The sequence below is a fragment of the Nocardioides sp. HDW12B genome, from assembly GCF_011299595.1.
In the GTDB taxonomy this organism is placed as follows: domain Bacteria; phylum Actinomycetota; class Actinomycetes; order Propionibacteriales; family Nocardioidaceae; genus Marmoricola_A.
The window spans coordinates 1215940-1234036 of sequence record NZ_CP049867.1 but is presented as its reverse complement, the minus strand read 5'-3'; the positions used below and the strand labels follow the sequence as shown (position 1 = coordinate 1234036).

Genomic DNA, 18097 nt, shown 5'->3' with positions numbered 1-18097 from the left:
AGAACCCATGACCAGCACCCGTGTCCTGGTGACCGGACTCGGCACCACCTCGCCGCTCGGCGGTGACGTGGAGTCGACGTGGTCCGGTCTGCTCGAGGGCCGCTCCGGCGTCGACGTACTCAAGCACGACTGGGCCGAGCAGCTGTCCACGCAGATCGCCGCCGAGGTCGCGGTCGAGCCCGGCGACGTGCTCGACCGGGTCAAGGCCCGCCGCCTCGACCGCTCCGGCCAGCTCGCGCTGGTCGCGGCCCTCGAGGCGTGGGCGGACGCCGGGTTCGGCGACGGCGGTGACTCCGTCGACTCCGAGCGCCTCGCGGTCGCGATGGCCTCGGGCATCGGCGGTGTCACCACGCTGCTGAACAACTACGACAGCCTGCGGGACAAGGGTCCGCGCCGGGTCTCGCCGCTGGCGATCCCGATGCTGATGCCCAACGGTCCGGCGGCCGCGATCGGCCTCAGCATCGGCGCCAAGGCCGGGGTCCACACCCCCGTCTCGGCCTGCGCGTCGGGCAACGAGGCGATCGCGCTCGGCATCGACCTGATCCGCCTGGGTCGCGCCGACGTCGTGGTCGTCGGCGGCACCGAGGCCGCGGTCCACCCGCTGCCGATGGCGGCGTTCGGCCAGATGATGGCGCTGTCCAAGCGCAACGACGAGCCGGCGCTGGCCTCGCGTCCGTGGGACAAGGGCCGCGACGGCTTCGTCCTCGGCGAGGGCGCGGCCGTGCTGGTCCTCGAGTCGGAGGCGCACGCCACGGCCCGCGGCGCCAAGGTGTACGCCGAGGCCTCCGGGGCCGGCGTGACCGCGGACTCCCACGACATCGCCCAGCCCGACCCGGCCGGTCTCGGAGCCACCCGGGCCATGAAGATCGCGCTGCGCGAGTCCGGCCTGTCGGCCGCCGACGTCGTGCACATCAACGCCCACGCCACCTCGACCCCGCAGGGCGACGTGGCCGAGGCGGGCGCGATCAAGAACGCGCTGGGTGACGCCTCCGGCGGCGTGGTGCTGACCTCGACGAAGTCGATGACCGGCCACCTGCTCGGCGCCGCCGGCGCCCTGGAGTCGGTCTCGGTCGTGCTGGCGCTGCACCACCGCGTCGTACCGCCGACGATCAACCTCGACGACCCCGAGGACATCGGGCTCGACATCGCCACCGAGAAGCGCGACCTGCCGGCCGAGGGCGACCTCGCGGCGCTGAACAACTCGTTCGGCTTCGGCGGCCACAACGTCGCGGTCGCGTTCAAGTCGGTCTGACCTCCCGGTCGGCCCGGCCCGCCGGCCTTGTGATCGCGGGTTGTGGACGCCTCGCACGGGTTGTGACCCTTGCGCGGCGTCCATAACCCCGCGTTACATGCGGTGGGATGAACACACACGGGGACCTGGGGCTGGAGTTGGCCGTCGAGCAGAGGCGCGCCCGCGTCGTACGGCGTCACCGGCTCGACGGGTCCGCGACCTCGGTCGCCGAGGCCGCCGGGTGCGTCGTTGCGCTGCACGCGACCGACCCGGCGACCGTCTACCTCTCCACGCTGGTGCGGGCGCACGCGCTGACGCTCGCCGACGTCGAGCGGGAGCTGTACGACGAGCGCGCCGTGGTGCGGCTGATGGGCATGCGGCGCACGCTCTTCGCCGCGCCGACCGCCACCGTCCCGGTCGTCCAGGCGGCCGCCGCCTCCGGGGTCGCCCGGGCGATGCGCCGCACCCTGGTCAAGCAGCTCGGCACGCTGCCCACCGAGCCCGCCCTCCCCACCGACCCGGCGGAGGTCGAGGTCTGGCTCGACGAGACCATCGCGCTGACCGAGGCCGCGGCGGCCCGGCTGGGCCAGGCGTCCGGCGCCCAGCTCGGCGCCGCCGAGCCGCGACTGCGCACGGCGATCCTGCCCAGCACCGACAAGTCGTACGACGTCCGCCGGACCGTCACCTCGTCGGTGCTCACGCTCATGGCCACGGAGGGCCGGCTCGTCCGCAGCCGACCGCTGGGCTCCTGGACCTCACGGCAGCACACCTGGGAGCCGCTCGCGCCGGAGTCGGAGCCGTGGGACGAGGCGGCGGCGCGGGCCGAGCTGGTCCGGCGCTACCTCGCCGCCTTCGGTCCGGCCACCGAGACCGACGTCGTGTGGTGGACCGGCTGGGCCAAGGGCGTCACCCGGGCGGCCCTGGCCCGTCTCGACCTCGCGGAGACGTCCGCGGGCTGGGTGCTCGCCGACGACACGGCCCCCGAGCCGGACGTGGACCCGGCGGCCGCGCTGCTGCCCGCGCTCGACCCGACGCCGATGGGCTGGAAGGAGCGCGACTGGTTCCTGCCCGCTGACCGCACCGCCCTCTACGACGCCTACGGCAACGTCGGCCCGACGATCTGGTGGGGCGGCGAGGTCGTCGGAGGCTGGGCCGTGCGTGCCGACGGCCGCGTCGTCACCGAGCTGCTCGCCGACCGCGGGCGTGCGTGCGCCGACGCCGTGGCGACCGCAGCGGCCGCCCTCGAGCCTCGTCTCGAGGGCGCGCGCATCACGCCGTCGTTCCCGACGCCGCTGGAGAGACGGCTCCGCACCGCCTGACGCCGTGGGAGGACGGCGTCAGGCGGCTCGGTGGGCCAGGGACGAGATGCCCCCGGCCTGGTCGCGGAACCAGGTCACGACGTCCCCCTGCGGGGTGCGCCAGAGACCGGCGTCGTCGACGACGGCGTCGTCGACGCGGGCGAGCTCGATGTCGGCCTGCAGCGCCACCTCGGTGGTGGCCCGCTCCTCGTCGCGGGTCGGGTCGCCGTCCGCGCGCGACGCACCGGCGTCACGCGGGGTCGAGACCTGCACCAGGGTGACGCTCAGGGCCGCACGGGTGTGGCCGGGGTCCCCGGGCGCCCGCACCACGCAGACCTCGGGGCGCTGCGACGTGGGCGCCTCGACCAACGAGGAGCCCAGCGTGTCGACGTAGAACGCCAGCGCGCGGTCGAGGTCGTGGACCGCGACGAACGCCATACCGGCCGCACCGGGGTCGACCGGGACACCCGCCACGCTCACACCACCTGGTGCAGCCAGCGGACCGGTGCACCGTCCCCGGCGTACCGGAAGGTCTCGAGCTGGTCGTCCCACGGCTTGCCGAGCAGCGCGGAGATCTCGTTCTCGATGGTGGTCTGGCCCGTGGCCGCCTTGACCACGGCGGCCTTGAGCCGGTCCTCGGGGATCATGATGTCGCCGTGGATGCCGGTGACGGCGTGGAAGACGCCGAGGTCGGGCGTGTAGGAGTAGCGCGACCCCTCGGTGGAGGTGGTCGGCTCCTCGGTGATCTCGAAACGCAGGTGGTTCCACCCGCGCAGCGCCGAGGCCACCGACGCGGCGGTGCCGGGGCTGCCGAGCCACGAGAACTCCGCGCGGTAGCTGCCGGCCTGGGCCGGCTGCGGGGTCCACTCCAGGCTCACGGCATTGCCGAGCACGCCCCCCAGCGCCCACTCGATGTGCGGGCAGAGCGCAGAGGGCGCCGAGTGGACGTAGATGACGCCCCTGGTCGCTTGACGTGTGGTCACGAGGTCCTCCTGTTGATCCGGCGTCGAGGTACGCCTTCCCCAGCGGTCTCGAATCGGTGATCAGCAGGTGTCGTGGTGAGCCACGGCCTGAGCCTGTGAAGTTGTGTGTCATGCAGTGACCCGTGCATCACGGGTCACTCCCCCATTGTGGGGCACGTGCGTCCCTTTTGCCACATGTTCCCCAGACGAGTTGCCGGCGTCCCGGTCCCCGGACGTCGGAGCGGGCGTACGCCGGGGCTCGGGCGGGGGTCAGCAGGGGTCTGGACGGGTCAGCAGGGCTCGGACGGGCGTCAGCGGGGCTTGAGCCGGGTGTTCGGCAGCGGGGGTGCCAGCAGCCGGTCGCCCTCGAAGTCCGCCACCCGGCCGAAGCGCTCCGGGACGTGCTCGAGACCCGAGCCGTTCCAGGCCTCCCGCTGCTCGACGATCTCGTCGTGGCTGCGGCCGATGAAGTTCCACCACATGACGATGTCCTCGGCGAACGGCTCTCCCCCGAGGAGCACGGCGATGGCCGGCTCGCTCCCGGCCGACAGGCGCAGCGTGGAGCGGCCCTGCCCCAGGTAGGACAGCCGCTGGGCACTCAGCGGGTCGCCGTCGATCCCGACCTCGGCCCCCACGGCCAGGACGCCGTACTCGAAGTCCTCGCGGAGCTCGACCTCGACCGAGGCGCCCGCCTCGAGCCGGACCTCGGCTCCGACCAGCGGCGTGTACGCCGGCGCGGGCGAGGCGTGTCCGGCGAGGTCGCCGACCAGCACCGTGACCCGGGCGCCGTCGGCCTCCCAACCCGGCAGCTCGGCCAGGTGGGTGAAGTCCGCCGGGGCGCTGTCGCGCGCGGAGTCGGGCAGCACGACCCACAGCTGCAGGCCGTGCAGGGTGACGGGCGCGTCCTCGGGCGAGACCTCGGCGTGGCAGATGCCGTGCCCGGCCGTCATGACGTTGAGCTGGCCCGGCCGGATCAGCTGGTCCGAGCCGAGGCTGTCGGTGTGCCGCCCGAGCCCCTCGAACAGCCAGGTGACGGTCTGGAGCCCGGTGTGCGGGTGCGGCGGCACCCACATGCCGCCGGTCTCCTTGATGTCGTCGGGCCCGTAGTGGTCCAGGAACACCCAGGCGCCGATCTTGCGCCGCTCCTTGTGCGGCAGGAGCCGGCGGACGTGCGTCGTGCGCCCGATGAGGACGTCGCGCGGCTCGAGGTACTCGTGGACGGTGCTGTTCGTGCTCACCGCCCCAGTCTGACGCGCCCGCCCCGACCCGTCACCCCTGCGCGTCGTCGCGGCCGCCCGCCCCGCCCAGCAGGCCGCCGAGAATCTCCTCGGCCATCCCCAGCCCGCCGAGGTGGCTCTCCCCCGCCATCGTGAACAGCTCGGCGTCGGCCAGCCGCTCCACGCAGTGGGCGCCGTGGCGCAGCGGCACGATGTGGTCGGCGTCGCCGTGCCACCACCGCACGGGCGCGCGGACCTGGTCGAGGGTGAAGCCCCAGTGGCGCGTGAAGAGGATCAGGTCGGAGACCGGGGCGCTGACCTGACGACGGCTGCCGTTGAGCAGGTCGTCGATGAACATCGCCTTGAACTCCGGCCGGCCCAGCAGGCGGCGGTCGCCGCTGGGCTGCACCAGGCGGTAGGCGTCCAGCGCCGGACCGGCGAAGGGCCGGGCGAGGCGGACGGCCCCGGTGAGGGCCAGGCTGAGCGGACGGCGACCGGCCGACAGCGCCGGCGCGAAGGGAGCCGCCAGCGCGACCGCTCCCCCGCCCACGGCGTCGGGCCCGACCGTCGGTGCCACGCCGCCGATGACCTCCAGGCCCTGCACCCGGTCGGGCAGCGCGACGGCGGCGGCCAGGGTGTAGGGCCCGCCGCCGGACAGGCCGATGACGTGGAAGGTGTCGACGCCGAGGCTGTCGACAAGGATCCGCAGGTCTCCGGTCCAATCCAGGACGTCGTCGTAGACGTGGGGCGTCGAGGAGCCGATGCCGGGGCGGTCCACGCCGATGATGCGCAGGTCGTGCTCCTCGGCCAGGGCGCGTGCCTCCAACGGGATCTGGCGACGGGCCCCCGGGGTGCCGTGCATCCACAGGATCGGGTGGCCGGACGGCGTACCGAACGAGGCGAAGCCGAGCCGGCGACCTCCACGCACGGCGATGCTGCCCTCGAGGCGGGGGCGGTCGACGTCGGCGGCGCGGGTGCGGAACGGCATGCTCACAGTGTCGACAACCGGAGGCGCCGCCGCGGCGTTACGGCGGCGCGGCGGGGTGTGAGCACCACCACCGCGACACGCGGATGTCGAGGAAAGCGTCCTTCGGCGCGTCCCGAGGTGGACCATGTGGCGTATCTCGGGCGCTCGGTCCGAGCGGAGGTCCGGGGAGCTCCCATGGCTGAATCCACAGCACCGACCGATCGGCGGGACGACGAGCGCACACCTCTGAAGAAGGTGATGGGGCCCAAGCTGCTCCTGCTCTTCATCGTGGGCGACATCCTCGGGGCAGGCGTCTACGCCGTCACCGGCGACATCGCCGCCCAGGTCGGGGGGATGGCCTGGCTGCCCTTCCTCGTCGCGTTCACGGTGGCCGGTCTGACCGCGCTGTCCTACCTCGAGCTCGTCACGAAGTACCCCCAGGCGGCCGGCGCCGCGCTCTACACGCACAAGGCGTTCGGGCTGCACTTCGTGACCTTCATCGTCGCCTTCGCCGTGATCTCCTCCGGCATCACCAGCGCCTCGACGTCCTCGACGCTGCTGTCGTCGAACCTGCTGGCCGGCCTCGACGCGACCCTGGGCGACGACGGCGGCCTCAGCTGGATCGGCATTCCCACCGGGGACACCGCGGCCCTCGCCGTGGCTCTCGGCTTCATGCTGCTGCTGGCCGCGATCAACCTGCGCGGCGTCGGGGAGAGCGTGAAGTTCAACGTCGTGCTCACCCTCATCGAGCTGACCGCGCTCGCCATCGTCATCGGCATCGGCCTCTTCGTGATGAGCCGCGGCGACGGCGACATCTCCCGGGTCACCGAGTTCACCGGCCCGGGCGACGTCTCGGCCATGGTCGCCATCACCGTCGCCACCGCCATCGCGTTCTTCTCGATGGTCGGCTTCGAGGACTCCGTCAACATGGTCGAGGAGTGCAAGGACCCGCGCGGCGTCTTCCCCCGCGCCATGCTGACCGGCCTCGGCATCGCGGTCGTGATCTACATGCTGGTCGCGATCGCCGTGGTCACGGTGCTGACCGCCGAGGAGATCACCAAGGGCGCCGACAGCGAGACCGGCGTGCTGCTCGCGGTCGTGCGCGAGGGCATGCCCGGGTTCCCCGTGAGCACGATCTTCCCGTTCCTCACCGTCTTCGCCGTCGCCAACACCGCGCTCATCAACATGCTGATGGCCAGCCGGCTCGTCTACGGCATGGCCAACCAGCGGGTCCTGCCCAGCGGGCTGGGCAAGGTGCTGCCGAGCCGCCAGTCGCCCTGGGCCGCGATCGCCTTCACCACCGGCCTCGCGCTGGTGCTCATCGTCGTCGTGGAGAACCTCGCGGAGAGCACGGTGACGGCGCTGGCCGGCACCACCGGGCTCCTGCTGCTCTGCGTCTTCGCGGTCGTCAACGTCGCCGTCATCGTCCTGCGTCGCGACCCGGCCCCCGAGGGCACGTTCCGCGCCCCCACCGTGACCCCGTTCATCGCCGGGGCCGCCTGCCTCTACCTGGCCGGCCCGTGGGCCCGGCTGTCCGACCAGCAGGTGCAGTACAAGATCGCCGGCGGCATGCTGCTCGTCGGCGTCGTCCTGTGGGCCGTCACCTGGGTCGCCAACAAGCGGGAGAACCGCAGCAGCGAGTTCTCCGACGTCGACAACCTGGACGGCTGAGCGTCGGCCGACCTGCACCCGGTGGTCGATCTCGACAGGCTCGATCCGAGGAACAGCGAGCGTCGTCGAGACCTGGTGAGGAGCGCACTCACCCGAGCACGGCGACCAGCGCGCCCGCCAGCCCGAGGACGGCGCCGGCGGTCCGGACCAAGTCGGCTCTCGTGAGGCGACGGGCGAGCGCGTCCGTGCGCCCGTGCGCCAGTCGCCCGTGGGTGGGCGCAGCGACCAGGGCCGTCGTGAGTCCCGCCAGCGCGGCGCCCCCGAGGGCCACGAGCGAGGCCGCGTCGAGGTCGCCGGCCACCAGCCGGGCGGTCCCGGTGGCGACGAGGGCGCCGTACACGACGACGACGATCGGCGCGATGCCGCGGCTGTGCCGGGCGTGGGCGGGCCCGAACGGCTCCGCGCGCAGCAGCGCCGGGTAGACCAGCACCGAGACGGTGACCTGGAACCCGGCGTGCAGGGCGGCGGACGCCAGCACCAGCACCTCGACGGTGGAGAGGCTCGACCCGGTCACGGCGCCAGCCTAGGGAGCGGCTCCGCATCCGACGTCGGGCTCTCTGCCACGCTTCGGGGATGGCAGAGAACGAGGGCTCCGGCGAGGGCACGGTCCAGCAGGACGTCGAGCAGGCGGACCGCCGCTCGGGCGGCTCGGACGGCTCGGGCGGCTCGGGCGGCTCGGGCGGCTCGGTCGACCACGCCGACCAGGACCGACGCGAGCAGGGCGACACCGACGGGCCGATGGAGGACGAGCTCGAGCAGGCCTTCGACCGTCAGGTCGAGCAGGGGGTGCAGCGGCTCAGCCGCAGCTGGCGCGAGATCCTCGCCACCGGGTTCGTCGCCGGCACCGACATCGCCTTCGGCGTCATCGCGTTCGTCCTCGTGATGGACGAGACCGGCAACCAGCTGCTCGCCGCCATCGCCTTCGCCATCGGACCGCTGGCGCTCATGCTCGGGCGCAGTGAGCTGTTCACCGAGGGCTTCCTGGTCCCGGTGCTGACCGTGGCGGCGAAGAAGGCTCGCCCGGCGCAGCTCGCGAAGCTGTGGTCCGGCACGCTGGTGGCCAACCTCGTCGGCGGCTGGCTGATCATGTGGCTCATGGTGCTGGCCTTCCCTGCGCTGGAGACGACGATGATCGACAGCGCGGCGCACTACGCCACCGCACCCCTGTCGGTCGAGACGTTCTGCCTCTCCCTGCTCGGCGGCATGGTGATGACGCTGCTCACGCGCATGCAGCAGGGCACCGATGAGATGGTCGTCCGGGTCGTGGCCTCCGTCGCCGCTGCCTTTCTCCTGGTGGGGCTCCAGCTGTTCCACGCGGTGCTCAACTCGCTGCTGGTCTTCGGGGCGCTGCATACCGGGCAGGCCCCCTTCGGCTACGCCGACTGGCTGGTGTTCTTCTCCTACTCGCTCGTCGGGAACGTCGTCGGCGGGCTCGGCCTGGTCACGCTGCTGCGCCTGGTCCGCAGCAAGGACAAGCTCCAGGACGAGCGGCGCGAGGAAGAGTCCTCCGGCCGAGCCTGAGCCGGCGCTCCCCTGAGCGATCCGCGGACCGCGCCCCGTTCGTCATACGCCTGGACGGTTCTCGCGCCTCAGAACCGTCCAGTCGTATGACGGGGGACGTATGACGGAGCACCTCGGTGGTCCGTCCTCGGCGGCTAGGCTCCGAGGGTGCCGGAGACGACCGCGACAGAGCCCGAGAACGCGTCCCTGCGCCTGGCCCGGGAGCTCGCGCCGATGATGGTCGAGCTGCGTCGCGACGTGCACCGGCACCCGGAGATCGGCAACCAGCTGCCCCGCACGCAGCAGGCCGTCATCGACGCCCTGGCTCCGCTCGACCTCGAGATCACCCGGGGTCTCGCCCTCACCTCGGTGGTGGCGGTGCTGCGCGGGGCCGCCGAGCCGGAGAGCGGCCCGCGCCAGGTCGTGCTGCTGCGCGGCGACATGGACGCGCTGCCGGTCGACGAGGAGGTCGGCGGCGATCACCGCTCGCTCGAGCCCGGCGTCATGCACGCCTGCGGGCACGACCTGCACGTCGCCGCCCTGGTCGGCGCCGCGCACATCTTGTCAGCTCGACGAGAAGAGATCGCGGGTGACGTGGTGCTCATGTTCCAGCCCGGGGAGGAGGGGCCGGGAGGAGCCGAGCCGATGGTGGCCGAGGGGCTCCTCGACGTGGCCGGCCGCCGCGTCGACGCGGCGTACGCCTGGCACGCCTACTCCGCGGAGATCCCCCGGGGGACGTGGACGTCGCGCCCGGGCTCGCAGTACGCCGCGGCCGACGAGCTGCACGTCACCGTACGTGGCGAGGGCGGGCACGGCTCGGCCCCGCACCGGGCCCGCGACCCGATCACCGCGCTGTGCGACATGGCCGTGGCGCTGCAGACCGCGGTGACCCGCTCGCTCGACGCGCTCGACCCCGTGGTCATCACCGTCGGGCGCATCGCCGGGGGCACGAAGGAGAACATCATCCCGGACACCGCCGAGCTGGAGGCGACCGTCCGCACGCTCTCGCACCAGCAGCGCGAGCGGGTGCAGCAGGTGGTGCCGCGGGTGCTCCAGGGCGTCGCGGCGGCGCACGGCCTCGCGGTCGACGTCGACTACCGGCGCGGCTACCCGGTCACGGTCAACGACGACGCCGAGCACGCCTTCGCCGTCGGCGTGGTGCGCGACCTCTTCGGTGACGACGCCTGGCGCCTCAAGGCGGAGCCCGAGCTGGGCGCGGAGGACATGTCCTTCGTGATGAACGAGGTGCCGGGCGCCTACCTCGTCCTCGGTGCCTGCCCGGCCGACGACCCCGAGACGGCGCCCGACAACCACTCCCCCCGGGCGGACTTCGACGACAGCGTGGTGCCGGACGCCGCCGCGTGGCTGGCCGAGGTCGCCGTACGCCGCCTCGCGCGCCCGGCCCGGGGCGCCTGACTCCCGTGATCCTCATCGACCCACCGCTCGTGGAGGCGCACGGCCGGGTCTGGTCGCACCTCGCGAGCGACACCTCGCACGAGGAGCTTCACGCGTTCGCGCGGCGCATCGGCGTGCCCGAGCGAGGCTTCGACGGCGACCACTACGACGTCCCGTCCGAGTGGTACGACGAGGTGGTGGCCGCCGGGGCGACGCCGGTGTCCTCGCGCGAGCTCGTCACCCGTCTGACCCGCGCCGGCCTGCGACGACCCAAGCCCCGCACGCTCCTGCCGCGACCCACCGGCCGGGCGCTGCTGCGACCGTCGCGGCTGCGGGCCGGCGACCTGGTGGCCGTCGTCTCCCCCGCCGGCCCCACCTGGCCCGACCGGCTGGCGGCCGGGGTCGCGGTGCTGGAGTCCTGGGGCCTGCGGGTGCGCGTCGAGGAGGGCGGGCAGACGCGCGAGCCGTGGCTCGCCGGCGACGACGCCCACCGTGCGGCCGCGTTCTCCCGGGCCTGGTCCGACCCCGACGTGGCCGCCGTGTGGACCGCCCGCGGGGGCTTCGGCACCCAGCGGATGCTCGACCTCGTCGACTGGGACGCCCTGGCCCGGGTCGCGCCGAAGGTGCTCGTCGGGTTCTCCGACGTCACCGCCCTGCACCAGGCGGTCGCCGCCCGGTGGGGCCTCGCGACCGTGCACGGGCCCGGGGTGGCCGGACTCGGCGACGGCGACCCCGCCGCGGTCGCCGAGGTGCGGTCGCTCGTCATGGACGGCACCCCCCTGACGCTCACCGGCCGCCCCGCGCGACCGGGCGCAGCGGAGGGCACCGTGACCGGCGGCAACCTCGCCGTGCTCGCCAGCGGGGCCGGGACCTCGCTCGTGCGCCCCGCCGCCCACGGCATCGCGCTGCTCGAGGACGTGGGCGAGGCGCCGTACCGGCTGGACCGCTGGGTGACCCAGCTGCTGCGCTCCGGCTGGTTCGACGACGTACGCGGCGTCGCGCTGGGCCAGCTCACCCGGTGCGGCGAGCCCGGCGAGGCCGAGGCGCTGCTGCTGGACCGGCTGGCCCCCCTCGGCGTCCCGGTCGTCGCCGACCTGCCGGTCGGCCACGTGCCGGGCAACCGCGCGCTCCCCCTCGGGGTGCACGCCCGCCTCGACGGCGACACCGGCACGCTGTCGTTCGCCCGCACGCTGCGCTGACGCGCCCAGGCGCGCCGCGTCAGGCCAGGTGGTCCAGCTCGCGCTGCAGGTTCGCCCGCGCCGTCTGCTCCCACCGGTCCCGGGCCGCCGCGGTGTGGAACAGGTGCGGCTTCTCCGCCAGCGCGGCGAGCACCGCGCGCCGGCCGCCGCGGAAGTCGGCGTCCCCGACGTGGGCGTACTCGCGCCGCACGCTGGCGACGTAGGAGGCGTAGCGGTCGGGGTCCGCGGCCAGGATGCCCAGGTCGGCGTCGCTGAGGGGCGCGCCGTTCGCGTCGCCGTCCGCGGGCCGGTGGTCGACCGTGACGAGCACGAGCCGCACCACCTCCGCGACGACGTCGGCCGCGACGCCGGCCTCGGCGAGCTCGTGCGCGGCCAGCCGGGCGGACCGCTCCTCGTCGTCGGCGGCCCCGGCGTAGACGGCGTCGTGGAACCAGGCGGCCAGGCGCACCGGCAGCGGGTCGAACGGCTCCCCCGCTGCCTCCAGCTCGTCGAGGCGCTCGAGCACCTCCGCCAGGTGGAGGCGGTCGTGGTAGCCGCGGGCGGCGTCGCCGTACGCCGCCAGCAGGCGGTCGCGCACCTCCTCCGAGCCGGCCAGCGGCCAGCGGCGCTCGAGCTCCATGCCGCGATTGAACCACCGCACCACCGGTTTGGCCGAGGCCCGAGCCGTGCACAGTGCAGGCGTGGACACGACACGCACCCTGAACGACGGACGGACCATCCCCGCGGTGGGCTTCGGCACCTACCCGCTCTCGGGCGAGGAGGGCATCAGCGCCGTCACCGGCGCGATCGAGGCCGGCTACCGGCTGATCGACACCGCGGTGAACTACGAGAACGAGCGCGAGGTCGGCGAGGCGATCCGCCGCTCCGGCGTGCCGCGTGACGAGCTCTTCGTCACCAGCAAGGTCCCCGGGCGCCACCACGGGTACGACGACGCCGTCCGCAGCACCCACGAGTCGCTCGAACGGCTCGGGCTCGACCACCTCGACCTGCACCTCATCCACTGGCCGAACCCGAGCGTCGGGAAGTTCACCGAGGCCTGGCGGGCCCTCGTCGACCTGCGCGAGCAGGGACTGGTGCGCTCGGTCGGCGTCTCCAACTTCACCGAGGCCCACCTCGAGCGCATCGTGGAGGAGACCGGCGTGACACCGGCCGTCAACCAGGTCGAGCTCCACCCGTCCTTCCCGCAGGACGGCATGCGCGCCGTCCACGAGCGGCTCGGCATCGTCACCGAGTCGTGGAGCCCGCTGGGCAAGCGCCAGGCGAGGTACGACGAGCCGGCGGTGGCCGGGCCCGCGGAGCGACTCGGTGTGACGCCCGGCCAGGTGATCCTGCGCTGGCAGCTCCAGCTGGGAGCGATCCCGATCCCGAAGTCGGCCGACCCCGGGCGTCAACGGCAGAACCTCGACCTCTTCGGGTTCCAGCTGACCGACGACGAGGTCGCCGCCATCACCGCGCTGGGGCGCCCCGACGGTCGACTCTTCGGCGGCGACCCAGACACGCACGAGGAGATGTAGGCCCGACCCGACCGGCCCGCGCTCAGCCGGTGCCGAACAGGCGCTCGCGCTCCGCCTCCAGCTCGGGGTCGTCGCGGTAGTAGCTCCGGCCGTCGGCCACGACACCCTCGAGCAGGTCGACCCTGCGCGCGAGGTGGTCGACGTAGTCGTCACGTCGCCGTTGCAGGTCCGGGTGCACCCACGACGGGTCCACGGCCCGGCAGGTGTCCAGTGCGGTCTGCACGCGTGGCAGGTCGTCGACGGCGGCCTCCGACATCGCGACGTAGAGGCTGTCGCGGGCCTGGGCCGGCACCGTGAGCAGCCCCGGACGCAGGTAGTCGGCCATCGAGGCCAGCGACCGCTCCGCCGCCGCCACCTGCTCGGCCGCCTCGGAGCGGCAGCGCTCCAGCGCGGCCTCCGAGCTCCCCCGCCACCGGTCCTCGACGAGCCACGCCCCCGCGAGCAGCAGCGCCGTCACCACGCCCAGGACGGTCCACGTCCGCCGCGACCAGGACGGACCGCGCCGCGCTCGCGACGGTCCGCCGAGCTCCAGGACCTCGGCACCCCCGCCGGGCGCGGGCCCGCTCACGCCGCGTCCGCCGCTCGCGCGCTCGTGCCGTCCATGGCCCCAGTCTGACCGGGGGCCGGTTGGACCACGGCCGTCCATGACCGTCCGGGGCCGTCCGGGACGGGTCGCGGACTACCGTGGCGAGATGACGCTCAAGGCCCCGACCGGCGCTCCCCGCCGCGGGCCCGGCCCTGAGCGCGGCGGCGGGCGCGGCGGCGGGCGCGGCCGGGTGCTCGGCCGGGTGCTCGGCCGCGGGCTCAGCGCCTGGGGCGTACCTGCGCTGCTGGTGGTCCTCGCCCTGACGGCCGGGTGCACGAGCAGCCCGGACACCGCCCCGTCCGAGCCGACCCCCGCGGCCCCGGGGAGCAGCGACGGCCCGGACACGAGGTCCGACCTGGGCTCCGGCCCGAGCACCGGCCCGAGCGAGGCGGCCGGCGTTCCCGACGTCCGGCGCTCCGAGCCCCCGCCGTGGGTCACCCGCCCCCGGATCACCCGGCCCCCGGCCGACGGTGCCAGCGACCCGCTGCCGCCGGGTACCGGGGGGCACGCCTTCCCGCGCCCGGCCGACCTGGGTCCCGGGTGGACCTACCGTGCATCCTTCGGCGAGCCCGGGTACGTCGACGGGCCCGCGCCGGTGCAGCGGCTCGACCCTCGGAGGGCGGTCCGCGCCAGCGTGCCCCCCGGCTGCCCCGTCCCCGAGACCGCTCGGTCGCGGACGTCGGAGCGGCCGTCGGTGCCGCGGTCGGAGCAGCCGTCGGAGCGGGCGGCGGGTCGGGCCGCGCCCCCGACGCAGGCCGCCACGGTGGCCTACGAGGTCTCCGGGGACTGGGTCGACGCCACCCGGATCACCTTCGGCACGCCACGTGACGCTGCCGGGTTCGCCCGGGACCACCGCCGCGCCCTGGACTCCTGCCGCGGGCGGAGCGGCGGCCCGTCGGTCGGGCCGCTCGTCACCCGGGTCCAGGGCCTCGGCACCGGGACGACGCTGTCCGACCGGACCCCGCGCTCGGACGCCTACGCCGTCGTCGCGGTGGTCAACGGCACGGCCGTCGTGGTCGTCACCCGGCGCACGGACGAGCCGCCGACGCTCCGCGCCGCCCGGGCGCTGGCGGCGGCCTTCAGCGGTGCGCGGGTGCCGGGCGGCCTGAGCTGACCGGACCACACCGGGCCCGGCTTGGCCGGGTCCGACCGGGCCCGGCTGGGGCATGCTGGAGCCATGGGTCCCGGTCCTCGCACGAGCCGCACGGTCTACTACACCGCCACCACCCTCGACGGCTTCCTGGCCGACGAGCAGGACTCGCTCGACTGGTTGCTGTCGCAGGACATCGACCACGACGGGCCGATGGGCTACGCGTCGTTCATCGACGACGTCGGCGCCCTCGTCATGGGCGCGACGACGTACGCCTGGGTGCTGGACCACCAGCAGCGCACCGGGGAGTCCTGGAGCTACACCCAGCCCTGCTGGGTGCTGACCCACCGCGACCTGCCGCGCGCGACCGAGGACGTGCGCCTGGTGAGCGCCGACACGGCCGAGGAGCTGCGCGCGGTGCACGCGGAGGCGAGGGCCGTCGCCGAGGCCGCCGGCGGGAAGGACGTCTGGCTCGTCGGTGGCGGAGGCATCGCCGCGGCCCTGGCCGACCTCGGCCTGCTCGACGCGCTCATGGTCTCCGTCGCCCCGGTCACCCTGGGCGCCGGCAAGCGGCTCCTCGAGGGACGCACGGACCTCACGCTGACGCGCGTCGAGCGCAACCGCGCCTTCGCCTGCCTCTGGTACGACGTGCAGCGGCCCGGCTGAGCCGCGGCGGAGACACGCACCTGGGACGGGGGTCCCCGAGCGGGACCCCCGTCCGGGAGGCTGGGAGTGCCTCCGTGGTGACGTGGACGACCTGGGGGTGGGATCCCGGATGGTGGGGGTGGGAGACCGGGATCGCTGCCGTCCGACAGGTCTAGTCTGCCCGACCGAAATGTCGCGTTGTAGCCCATTTCGTTGCGCGTCTACGCGATGCATGATTCTGCAACCCGGCGGAGTTCGCCGACGGTCCGGCCCCCCGGTGTGCCTGCGGCGGCACACCCCCCGCCCGTAGGGTCGGGCCATGACGTTTCGCTCCGTCTCGGGCGCGGAACGATCGACATCGACGAGCAGGAGCACCTCAGACATGACCGACATCGCAGGCACCGGCCGCAAGCGGCAGACCACCGACTACGACGAGTCGCAGCTGGAGGTCCACGACCGCAAGGAGGCGGCCGCCGGCGCCACCGCCGTCGCGGTGTCGATGAAGCGCTCCCTGGAGCGCATGGGCCCCAAGCGCACAGCGCAGACCCTGCTCAAGCTCAACCAGGCCGACGGCTTCGACTGCATGTCCTGCGCGTGGCCCGACCCGGACCCCAAGAACCGCCACGCCGCCGAGTTCTGCGAGAACGGCGCGAAGGCCGTGGCCGAGGAGGCGACCAAGGACCGGGCGACCCCCGAGTTCTTCGCCCGCCACTCCCTCGCCGAGCTCGACGCGCACAGCGAGCTGTGGCTGGGCCAGCAGGGACGCATCACGCACCCGATGGTCAAGCGCCCCGGCGGCACGCACTACGAGCCGATCGAGTGGGACGACGCCTTCGCGCTCGTCGCCGACGAGCTCGCGAAGCTGCAGGACCCCGACGAGGCCACCTTCTACACCTCCGGTCGCACGTCCAACGAGGCGGCGTTCGTCTACCAGCTCTTCGTCCGGGCCTTCGGCACCAACAACCTGCCCGACTGCTCGAACATGTGCCACGAGTCGACGAGCGTCGCGCTGGCGGAGTCGATCGGCATCGGCAAGGCCAGCGTCGTCATGCAGGACGTGTACGACGCCGAGCTCATCGTGATCATGGGCCAGAACCCCGGCACCAACCACCCCCGCATGCTCAGCGCGCTGGAGATCGCCAAGGGCAACGGCGCCACGATCGTCGCGGTCAACCCGCTCAACGAGGCCGGCAGCATCCGCTTCAAGAACCCGCAGACGCCCAAGGGCATGACCACCGGCACGCAGATCAGCGACCTGCACCTGCCCATCAAGGTCAACGGCGACCTCGCGCTGCTGCAGGCGCTCGGCAGCCTGCTGGTCGAGTGGGACGCGCTGGACCACGACTTCATCGCGCGTCACACCTCCGGCTTCGAGGAGTGGAAGGAGCACGTCCGGGCCGTCGACTGGGACGTCGTGACCACCTCCACGGGCCTGACCAGGGAGCAGGTCACCCGCCTGGCCGAGATGCTGCGCGACTCCGACCGCACCGTCTTCTGCTGGGCCATGGGCCTGACGCAGCACCGCAACGGCGTCGCCACGATCAAGGAGATCGCCAACCTCGCCTTCGCCCAGGGCAACCTCGGCAAGCCCGGTGCGGGGCTGTTCCCGGTGCGCGGCCACTCCAACGTGCAGGGCGACCGCACCATGGGCATCTGGGAGCGCCCCCCGGCCCACTTCCTCGACGCGCTGGAGAAGGAGTTCGGCTTCGACCCGCCGCGCGACCACGGCATCGACGTGGTCGACTCGATCCGGGGGATGCGCGACGGCACCGTCAAGGTGTTCGTCGGCCTCGGCGGCAACTTCGTGCAGGCCACCCCGGACACCGACGTGACCGTCGAGGCGATGCGCAAGACGTCGCTCACCGTGCAGGTCTCGACCAAGCTCAACCGCTCGCACCTGGTCACCGGCGAGACCGCGCTGATCCTGCCCACGCTGGGCCGCACCGACAAGGACCACCAGGCGGCCGGCGACCAGACCATCACCGTCGAGGACTCGGTCTGCGCGGTGCACGCGTCCCGCGGGCCGCTGTCACCCCCCAGCCCGCACGTGCGCTCCGAGGTCGCCATCGTCAGCGGGATCGCGGAGGCCACGCTGGGCGACCGTCACGGCCTGCAGTGGAAGGCGATGCGCGACGACTACCGCGTCATCCGCGACCACATCTCCCGGGTCGTCCCGGGCTGCGAGGACTACCACGAGCGGGCCCACCAGCCGGGCGGCTTCCTGCTCCCCCACGGCCCGCGCGACTCCCGCACGTTCGACACCGAGTCGGGCAAGGGCGAGTTCGCCGTGTCCCCCATCGAGCTGCTGCACGTGCCCGAGCGTCACCTCGTGCTGCAGACGCTGCGCAGCCACGACCAGTTCAACACCACGATCTACGGCCTCTCCGACCGCTACCGCGGCATCGAGGGCGGCCGGCGGGTGGTCTTCGCGCACAAGGAGGACATCGCCGCGCTCGGCTTCCAGCCCGGCGACATGGTCGACCTGGTCTCGCACTGGGCCGACGACGACATCGTGCGTTGCGCCCCGTCGTTCCGGATCGTCGAGTTCGACACCCCGCGCGGGACGGCGGCGGCGTACTACCCCGAGACCAACCCGCTGGTGCCGCTGGACAACACCGCCCTGCACAGCAACACCCCGGTCTACAAGGCCGTCATCGTGACGCTCGTGCCCGAGGGCACCGGGCTCGACACCGACGGCCAGGGCGCCCAGGACTCGCGGGGCTCGGACTCCGGGCACAAGACGCGCCAGCAGCCGACCCACCTGTCCTGACCGCTCGGGCGCGACCGGGCGACCGCCCGTCGCGCCCGCTCGTCGGGCCCGA

At 73.7% G+C, this 18097-nt stretch carries 17 protein-coding genes; 10 read left to right on the top strand and 7 right to left on the bottom strand.

The genetic code is table 11. The annotated features are described in order from the left end of the window. The first annotated feature begins 7 nt into the window (after positions 1 to 7). Entirely contained in the window at positions 8 to 1252 is a 1245-nt protein-coding gene (locus G7072_RS05840; protein WP_166084676.1) for a beta-ketoacyl-ACP synthase II, read from the top strand. Between the two features lie 107 nt (positions 1253 to 1359). After that, on the top strand, positions 1360 to 2550 hold the full coding sequence (locus G7072_RS05835) for a winged helix DNA-binding domain-containing protein (RefSeq protein ID WP_206063298.1): 1191 nt from the start codon (positions 1360 to 1362) through the stop codon (positions 2548 to 2550). 18 nt (positions 2551 to 2568) lie between these two features. On the opposite strand, the gene G7072_RS05830 is transcribed toward G7072_RS05835, so the two are convergent. The 4 genes from G7072_RS05830 to G7072_RS05815 form a co-directional block, all read right to left on the bottom strand. Beyond that, a complete protein-coding gene (locus tag G7072_RS05830) occupies positions 2569 to 3003 on the bottom strand; it encodes a VOC family protein (protein ID WP_166084675.1) in 435 nt (144 codons plus the stop codon). A 2-nt stretch (positions 3004 to 3005) separates the two neighbouring features. Further along, a complete protein-coding gene (locus G7072_RS05825) occupies positions 3006 to 3512 on the bottom strand; it encodes a DUF3145 domain-containing protein (protein ID WP_166084674.1) in 507 nt (168 codons plus the stop codon). A 290-nt stretch (positions 3513 to 3802) separates the two neighbouring features. Beyond that, a complete protein-coding gene (locus tag G7072_RS05820) occupies positions 3803 to 4729 on the bottom strand; it encodes a pirin family protein (RefSeq protein ID WP_166084673.1) in 927 nt (308 codons plus the stop codon). Positions 4730 to 4760: 31 nt separating this feature from the next. Next, entirely contained in the window at positions 4761 to 5696 is a 936-nt protein-coding gene (locus G7072_RS05815; protein WP_166084672.1) for an alpha/beta hydrolase, read from the bottom strand. Positions 5697 to 5870: 174 nt separating this feature from the next. Here G7072_RS05815 and G7072_RS05810 point away from each other — a divergent pair, with 174 nt between their 5' ends. Then, positions 5871 to 7346: an APC family permease gene (locus G7072_RS05810; RefSeq protein ID WP_166084671.1), complete on the top strand. Its 1476-nt coding sequence runs from the start codon at positions 5871 to 5873 to the stop codon at positions 7344 to 7346. A gap of 88 nt (positions 7347 to 7434) precedes the next feature. On the opposite strand, the gene G7072_RS05805 is transcribed toward G7072_RS05810, so the two are convergent. Next, positions 7435 to 7860 (bottom strand): hypothetical protein, encoded by a 426-nt coding sequence (locus G7072_RS05805; RefSeq protein WP_166084670.1) that lies wholly within the window; start codon positions 7858 to 7860, stop codon positions 7435 to 7437. Positions 7861 to 7919: 59 nt separating this feature from the next. Between G7072_RS05805 and G7072_RS05800 the strand changes: the two genes are divergently transcribed. The 3 genes from G7072_RS05800 (at position 7920) to G7072_RS05785 (ending at position 11440) form a co-directional block, all read left to right on the top strand. After that, positions 7920 to 8867, top strand: a complete 948-nt coding sequence (locus tag G7072_RS05800) for a formate/nitrite transporter family protein (RefSeq protein ID WP_166084669.1) — start codon at positions 7920 to 7922, stop codon at positions 8865 to 8867. Between the two features lie 147 nt (positions 8868 to 9014). Next, a complete protein-coding gene (locus tag G7072_RS05795) occupies positions 9015 to 10262 on the top strand; it encodes a M20 family metallopeptidase (protein WP_240917165.1) in 1248 nt (415 codons plus the stop codon). A gap of 5 nt (positions 10263 to 10267) precedes the next feature. Beyond that, positions 10268 to 11440, top strand: coding sequence for a DUF4031 domain-containing protein (locus G7072_RS05785; protein WP_240917164.1), 1173 nt, complete (start codon positions 10268 to 10270; stop codon positions 11438 to 11440). 19 nt (positions 11441 to 11459) lie between these two features. On the opposite strand, the gene G7072_RS05780 is transcribed toward G7072_RS05785, so the two are convergent. Beyond that, positions 11460 to 12059: a hypothetical protein gene (locus G7072_RS05780; protein WP_166084668.1), complete on the bottom strand. Its 600-nt coding sequence runs from the start codon at positions 12057 to 12059 to the stop codon at positions 11460 to 11462. A 61-nt stretch (positions 12060 to 12120) separates the two neighbouring features. Here G7072_RS05780 and G7072_RS05775 point away from each other — a divergent pair, with 61 nt between their 5' ends. Next, positions 12121 to 12954, top strand: coding sequence for an aldo/keto reductase (locus tag G7072_RS05775; RefSeq protein ID WP_240917163.1), 834 nt, complete (start codon positions 12121 to 12123; stop codon positions 12952 to 12954). Between the two features lie 22 nt (positions 12955 to 12976). On the opposite strand, the gene G7072_RS05770 is transcribed toward G7072_RS05775, so the two are convergent. After that, the gene (locus G7072_RS05770; RefSeq protein WP_166084666.1) at positions 12977 to 13522 is read right to left on the bottom strand and encodes a hypothetical protein; all 546 of its coding nucleotides are present in this window, start codon (positions 13520 to 13522) and stop codon (positions 12977 to 12979) included. Between the two features lie 124 nt (positions 13523 to 13646). Between G7072_RS05770 and G7072_RS05765 the strand changes: the two genes are divergently transcribed. The 3 genes from G7072_RS05765 (at position 13647) to G7072_RS05755 (ending at position 18045) form a co-directional block, all read left to right on the top strand. After that, entirely contained in the window at positions 13647 to 14654 is a 1008-nt protein-coding gene (locus G7072_RS05765) for a hypothetical protein (RefSeq protein ID WP_166084665.1), read from the top strand. 63 nt (positions 14655 to 14717) lie between these two features. After that, positions 14718 to 15296 carry a dihydrofolate reductase family protein gene (locus G7072_RS05760; RefSeq protein WP_166084664.1) on the top strand — a complete coding sequence of 193 codons (579 nt, stop codon included), beginning with the start codon at positions 14718 to 14720 and terminating at the stop codon, positions 15294 to 15296. A gap of 361 nt (positions 15297 to 15657) precedes the next feature. After that, positions 15658 to 18045: an FdhF/YdeP family oxidoreductase gene (locus G7072_RS05755; protein ID WP_166084663.1), complete on the top strand. Its 2388-nt coding sequence runs from the start codon at positions 15658 to 15660 to the stop codon at positions 18043 to 18045. Positions 18046 to 18097 lie beyond the last annotated feature (52 nt).

Bases quoted from the DNA above. Each gene is read 5' to 3' on its own strand.
- G7072_RS05840 (WP_166084676.1), top strand. From the start codon at position 8: ATGACCAGCACCCGTGTCCTGGTGACCGGACTCGGCACCACCTCGCCG.
- G7072_RS05835 (WP_206063298.1), top strand. From the start codon at position 1,360: ATGAACACACACGGGGACCTGGGGCTGGAGTTGGCCGTCGAGCAGAGG.
- G7072_RS05815 (WP_166084672.1), bottom strand. From the start codon at position 5,696: ATGCCGTTCCGCACCCGCGCCGCCGACGTCGACCGCCCCCGCCTCGAG.
- G7072_RS05810 (WP_166084671.1), top strand. From the start codon at position 5,871: ATGGCTGAATCCACAGCACCGACCGATCGGCGGGACGACGAGCGCACA.
- G7072_RS05800 (WP_166084669.1), top strand. From the start codon at position 7,920: ATGGCAGAGAACGAGGGCTCCGGCGAGGGCACGGTCCAGCAGGACGTC.
- G7072_RS05780 (WP_166084668.1), bottom strand. From the start codon at position 12,059: ATGGAGCTCGAGCGCCGCTGGCCGCTGGCCGGCTCGGAGGAGGTGCGC.
- G7072_RS05765 (WP_166084665.1), top strand. From the start codon at position 13,647: ATGACGCTCAAGGCCCCGACCGGCGCTCCCCGCCGCGGGCCCGGCCCT.
- G7072_RS05760 (WP_166084664.1), top strand. From the start codon at position 14,718: ATGGGTCCCGGTCCTCGCACGAGCCGCACGGTCTACTACACCGCCACC.
- G7072_RS05755 (WP_166084663.1), top strand. From the start codon at position 15,658: ATGACCGACATCGCAGGCACCGGCCGCAAGCGGCAGACCACCGACTAC.